Genomic DNA, 6144 nt, shown 5'->3' with positions numbered 1-6144 from the left:
GAATGCACTCGTTCCAAAAACCACAAGAAGATTATTACTCGACATGTTTGGGAAGATAGCAAGGAATGGGTGCGTGAGAACCGTTTAAGTAAGTCGGGCAAGTATTGATACAAAAAGAGAAAGGAAACGATTGAGCGAAGCTTCGCGGACGCTAAACAGCTCCATGGGTTTCGCTATTGCTGTTTGCGGGGATTACGAAATGTAACAGAGCAAGCGTTAATGACCGCTGCAGTACAGAACATGAAAAAGATCGCTCTCCACCTGGACCGACATTCAAAATGATGGGCTTTCTCGTCAATCTGAAGAGGCCGTGAGGCCTCTTTTTTTTGTAACGGTAGAGTTAGTATGCAGGTTGCAGAGTGACGTGATGTAACATAAGATGAGTTTGACATTTATGGATTACAAATGTAGTATAGGATTACGTAAGTAATCATCCTAAAAGGAGGATAGCTTGTTTTTTAAAAGGTAGCGCATTTGTATTTTGAAGATTATTGAAATGAGGATTGGACTTTGAAAACAAAACATGGATTTATATTTCGGGCAAACAAGCTAAAGATGGCAACATCGATGTTTTTGATCGCTCTTCTGCCGCTGACCGGCTGCGCAAAGACCGAAGTGCCTACGGCTGCTGTCCAGATCGAAGAGACACGGCCAGCGGCTAAAGCGGCCGTCACGGATCAAGCGTTTGTACAACTAGAGGATGAATACGATGCTAGGCTCGGCGTTTACGCAATCGACACCGGAACGGGGCGAACGATTGCTTACCGGCCTGATGAGCGGTTCGCTTACGCGTCTACATACAAGGCTCTGGCGGCAGGCGCAGTTCTGCTGAAGAGCTCGATCGAGGAACTTGATGAAATCATTACCTATTCCAGCAATGACTTGGTTACCTATTCGCCCATTACGGAAAAGCATGTATCGACTGGAATGACGCTAAGGGAAATAAGCGATGCTGCCGTTCGCTATAGCGATAATACAGCGGGAAATCTCTTGTTCAAGCGGTTAGGAGGTCCCGCTGGATTCGAAGCGATTCTTAAGCAAATTGGCGATACCGTCACACAAGCGGACCGCTACGAAACCGAGCTGAACGAAGCCGTCCCTGGAGACGACCGTGATTCAAGCACGCCAAGGGCTCTTGCCACCTCGCTCCACGCTTTTACAGTCGGTGACGCGCTTCCGGCAAACAAACGTACGATCCTTACGGATTGGCTGCGAGGAAACACGACGGGAGACGAACTGATTCGCGCGGGTGTACCTGAGGGCTGGACGGTCGGAGATAAAACCGGCGCAGGGAATTATGGAGCGCGAAACGACATTGGTATTGTGTGGCCTCCGAACGGCGATCCCATCGTCATTGCGATATTGTCAAGCCGCGATACGAAGGATGCCGGCTATGACAACTCACTCATCGCACAGGCTGCCAAGACTGCATTGGACGCTTTGATGCAAACCGCCAAGGACCCGTCACAATAATCACAATGAAAGGCTTGCAAATTGCTTATAAGCAGTTAGCGAGCCTTTCATTTATACCTTAACCATGGTTCAAAGGAGATTGCCTTATGAAGAACGTTTTTTTATTTTGCACGTTACTATTCCTATTCGTTCTGACGGGCTGCAAAGAGAAGATTCAACCGGAAGATGTGTTTACAAGCTATATCGGGTATTGGCAGCACGGACAATATGAACACATGTACGAACTGATCAAACCGGCCCAAGACACGATGACGAAAGATGAGTTCGTCACTCGCTATCGTTCCATCTACGAAGGGATCGAAATGAGCAACCTTAGCGTTACCCCCGTGATTCATGCCGGCGAAGCGGAAAATAACGCTTTGGACATCAAGACGTTCCCTTATCAACTCAAGATGGACACCGCGGCAGGACCGATCGCTATCGACGGTACCATGCAAATTATAAGGAACAAAGAAACGAATCAGGAATGGAAAGTGGCATGGAAGGAATCCTTACTATTCCCGTCGATGGAAAAAGGAGATAGGGTGAACGTTCGTACGCTGAAGGCGGAAAGGGGGGTTATCTATGACCGGTTTGGCCGGAAGCTTGGTGCAAACGGAAGCATCGAAGTGCTGGGAATCGTTCCGGGCCAGCTGGGGGATGCGAAGGAGAAAATGATCGCCAAGCTCGCGGAGAGGATTGCGGTTCCGGAATCGTTTATTCAGGAAAAACTCGCGGCTCCATGGGTCAAGGATGATGCTTTCGTACCCATCGTCAATGTGACGGGAGATCGGGGTAAACTTGATTTCAGCGATTTGCAGGGGGTAACCAAAAGAGAGAAAAGTGCAAGGATATACCCGTACGGAGAAGCTGCCGCTCATTTGACCGGGTATATCCGACAAGTCACTTCCGAAGATATCGAAAAGCATCCGGAAATACGGTTCGGTCCTGCCGACGTTGTCGGGAAAGCGGGAATGGAGATGATTTACGAGGATCGACTAAGGGGACGGGACGGCGTGCAAATCATGATTGTCAAATCGGATGGGCGGGTGAAAGAAACGCTTGCCAAGGTCGAGCCGGTGAACGGAGAGGATATCCATACGACGATCGACGCGCTGCTGCAGGATTCGATTTATCGATCTCTAAAGGAAGACGCGGGAACGGGAGCCGCCATTCACCCCCGGACGGGCGAAATTTTGGCGTTGGTCAGCAGTCCGGCCTACGATCCGAACCTGTTTGTTCAAGGATTAACTTCGGTACAATGGAATTCGTGGAACGAAGACCCCAAGAAGCCGCTTTTAAATCGATTTACAAAACTGTACGCACCGGGTTCCGTATTTAAACCGATCACCGCTTCTATCGGATTACAGCTTGGGGTAAGCGCGGTCCATGAGATCAAGACCATCGATGGATTACGGTGGGCGAAAGATGAAAGCTGGGGCAGCTATTATGTGAAACGGGTGAGAAATGTTCCCGTTGAGAGCCTTACGGACGCTATCGTAAACTCGGACAATATTTACTTGGCCCAAGAGGCAATCGAAATCGGTGTGGACCACTTCAGCAGGGAGGCAGAAAAATTCGGGTTTGGAAAGCCCCTGCCGATTTCGTACCCGTTTCCCCAGGCGAGTTTATCGAACAACGGGATAACCAGTGAAATCCTGTTGGCCGATTCCTCCTACGGACAAGGAGAAGTCGCTATGAGTCCGCTGCACCTGGCCTTATCCTATACCCCATTTATCAATGAAGGGGAACTGATAACGCCAGTAATGGAGCTTACGGAAGGCGAGGAGCCTCGGGGAAAACCATGGGGAGAGCCGGTTCTGTCTCAGGAAACGGCCGCAGCGGTAAACCGCATGCTGCTTGAGGTTGTCGAAAATCCAAGGGGAACAGGACACGGAGCGTATATAAAAGGTCGTCGGATTGCGGGGAAAACCGGTACAGCGGAGTTAAAAAGAAGCAAAGAGGAGAAAGGTCAAGAAAACGGCTGGTTCGTGGCTTATGATGCGGTACGAACCGATATATTGATGGCGGTTATGATCGAAGATGTGCAGAATCGCGGAGGGAGCGCTTATGTCGTAAGAAAAACGGCACCTGTTCTCCGAGAGTACCTGGAGGGCTTGTATTGAAAAGTTAGTTTGATAAATCGATAAAGAAATGCGATATTAGTAGGTACCTTTGTAAAGGTTGAAGGAGGGAGACAGGCAGCATGTTTTTTTCGATGTTTGTGATAAGTATTGTCGTTTCTTTTTTTTCGACCGCGGGTATTATGCTGATTAAAGCAATCTTTCAAAAGCAGCTTACTGCAAAATGGCACTATAATTTATGGTTCTTATTGATGGTTGCATTAGCGCTTCCGTTGATCCCGAGTCATTTTTTTCAATTCGGAACGGTGTTTGCCGGTTTCGACGGGAGTCTATACCATGGCATAGGTGTTTCTGCAACCGGCTCAGGAGCCCAAGACTCCGGAAATGCGAATTGGCTGCAGGACTTTACCATTTCCGTCAATCGTTCCGCTCCGGCATTTCTTCAGATCATTATGCCCGTAGTTTGGTTTGCCGGGATGTTCGCTTTTGCTATGTTAACCATGCATTCTTGGCTCAAAATCAGGAATATGAAAAAGATGTCCCGTCGCGTATCCAATCAAGAAGTTTTAGACTTATTAGAGCGGTGCAAAAAGCATCTGCATATGAAAAAAGATTTGATCGTCTTGGAATCGCCGCTTGTAAAATCTCCGATGCTGGTTGGTTTGTTTAAGACGTATCTTGTGTTTCCAGTCCGATTCACCGAATGGCTTTCTCTGGATGAAATCAAATATATTTTTTTGCACGAATTGAATCACTTGAAACATAAGGATAACATAGCGAATTATGGCATCGTCGTGTTTCAACTCATCTATTGGTTCAACCCCCTGGTTTGGATCGCATTTCAAAAAATGAGATTGGATCGTGAAATCGCCTGCGATATTGCTGTGTTGCAATCATTGGACGACCATTGCTATGCCGAATACGGCAATACGATTATCAACTTTGCGGACAGAGCGTCACAGTCTATGAATTTCGCTTTGGCAAGTCAACTCGTCAGTCCAAAAAGCCAAATCAAAAAACGCATCGAAACGATTGCAATATTTCAGGCTGAATCAAAGGGTTTGAAAATCAAAAGCATCGCTGTTTTTTTGCTTGCGGGCGTCTTCGTTTCAAGTCAAATTCCGCTCGTTTCCGCGATGGCCCGCGATGACGATCAGCGCTATTCCTTTACAGGCGAACGTACCGTTTACGAGGATCTAAGTTCCTATTTTTCCGGTTATGAAGGCGCTTTTGTATTGTACGATCTGCATGCCGATCAATATCGTATTTACAACGAACGGAAAAGCACATGGCGGGTTTCCCCGGATTCCACTTACAAAATGTACAGCGCTTTGATTGGTCTGGAGTCCAACGTCATTTCGGACAAAAATTCCAAAATCGAATGGAATGGCGATATGTATCCATATGAGGCATGGAACAAGGATCAAAATTTGTTTACGGCGATGAAGAACTCCGTAAATTGGTATTTCCAGGCTATGGAGAGCAGGGTGGATCGGACGAAACTGCAGGCCTATATAACACAATTCCGCTTTGGGAATGCTGACATTTCCGGTGGAACGGAGCCGTTTTGGCTGGAATCTTCATTAAAAATTTCTCCGGTGGAACAGGTACAAGTTTTGAAGGCATTGTATACAAACCAATTCGGATTCCAGGAGAAACATATCCAGACCGTGAAAGATGCGATAAAATTGGAAGAAAAGGATGGCGCGCATCTTTCCGGCAAGACGGGTACGGGCGCTGTCAATCATAAAAATATAAACGGATGGTTTGTTGGGTATGTAGAGAACAATGGCAATACCTACTTCTTTGCAACGAACATTCAAAATGAAGATCACTCGAACGGGAGTAAGGCGGCGGAAATCACATTACAAATTTTGAGGGATAAAGGCATATATTCATGAATCTTGGTGGGTCCGCCGAGCATTGACACGGCAGATTTCCCAAGGTAGCATGTAAACTACACATGTAATTTATGAGGGTGACGGGGATGTCTAAACAAGTGCCAGGAATTTCGGAAGCAGAATGGGAAGTCATGAATGTGCTTTGGGAAAAGGCTCCACTAACCGCTAACGAGGTCATCCGCTCCTTGCAGGAAAAAACGGATTGGAAGCCTAAGACGATTCGTACGCTGTTGGATCGTCTGGTCAAAAAACAGGTAGTCGGCGTCAACCAGGATCAAAGGGTGTATACCTTTATTCCTCTATACACGCAAAGCGAATGTCAACGCGCCGAGACGCAATCTTTTCTTAAACGAATTTATGGCGGGACGATGAAATCGATGCTGGTTCAGTTTATCGAAGAACAATCGATGACCGAAGAGGAGATCAAAGAGCTGCGCTCCATTTTACATGAGAAATCTGAAAAGCGTAAAACTTGAGGCCGATCAAAGCTTAATACAAGGATTAAAATTATTGTGGACCTCACGGCTTTATTGATACCGGACACTGTTGAAGTTTTGTCCCTTGTATGCCATAAAAAATACACCCCTTTGAATTCATTGGATTAACCTTGCGGGGTTTTCCAATGATATTCTAAGCACCCATTCCTTGCTATCTTCCCAAACATGTCGAGTAATAATCTTCTTATGGTTTTTGGAACGAGTGCATTT

The 6144-nt window shown here is 46.8% G+C and carries 4 protein-coding genes and 1 pseudogene; all 5 read left to right on the top strand.

Annotated elements, in window-relative coordinates; all coding sequences use genetic code 11:
* Positions 1-282: pseudogene (locus tag FKP33_RS26320) on the top strand (transposase); the annotation flags it as partial.
* Positions 283-555: 273 nt separating this feature from the next.
* The gene (bla, locus tag FKP33_RS26315; protein WP_141336773.1) at positions 556-1473 is read left to right on the top strand and encodes a class A beta-lactamase; all 918 of its coding nucleotides are present in this window, start codon (positions 556-558) and stop codon (positions 1471-1473) included.
* 86 nt (positions 1474-1559) lie between these two features.
* On the top strand, positions 1560-3578 hold the full coding sequence (locus tag FKP33_RS26310; RefSeq protein WP_141336772.1) for a penicillin-binding transpeptidase domain-containing protein: 2019 nt from the start codon (positions 1560-1562) through the stop codon (positions 3576-3578).
* An 80-nt stretch (positions 3579-3658) separates the two neighbouring features.
* Complete coding sequence (locus FKP33_RS26305; RefSeq protein WP_141336771.1) at positions 3659-5437, top strand: BlaR1 family beta-lactam sensor/signal transducer; 1779 nt, start codon at positions 3659-3661, stop codon at positions 5435-5437.
* Positions 5438-5523: 86 nt separating this feature from the next.
* Positions 5524-5913, top strand: coding sequence for a penicillinase repressor BlaI (gene blaI / locus FKP33_RS26300; protein ID WP_141336770.1), 390 nt, complete (start codon positions 5524-5526; stop codon positions 5911-5913).
* Positions 5914-6144: the final 231 nt, after the last annotated feature.

Origin of the sequence: Paenibacillus sp. tmac-D7 (assembly GCF_006519665.1) — a bacterium.
GTDB classification, from domain to species: Bacteria; Bacillota; Bacilli; order Paenibacillales; family NBRC-103111; genus Paenibacillus_G; species Paenibacillus_G validus.
Note: the sequence above shows the minus strand (reverse complement) of the source record. Positions and strands in the feature narration are given on the sequence as shown.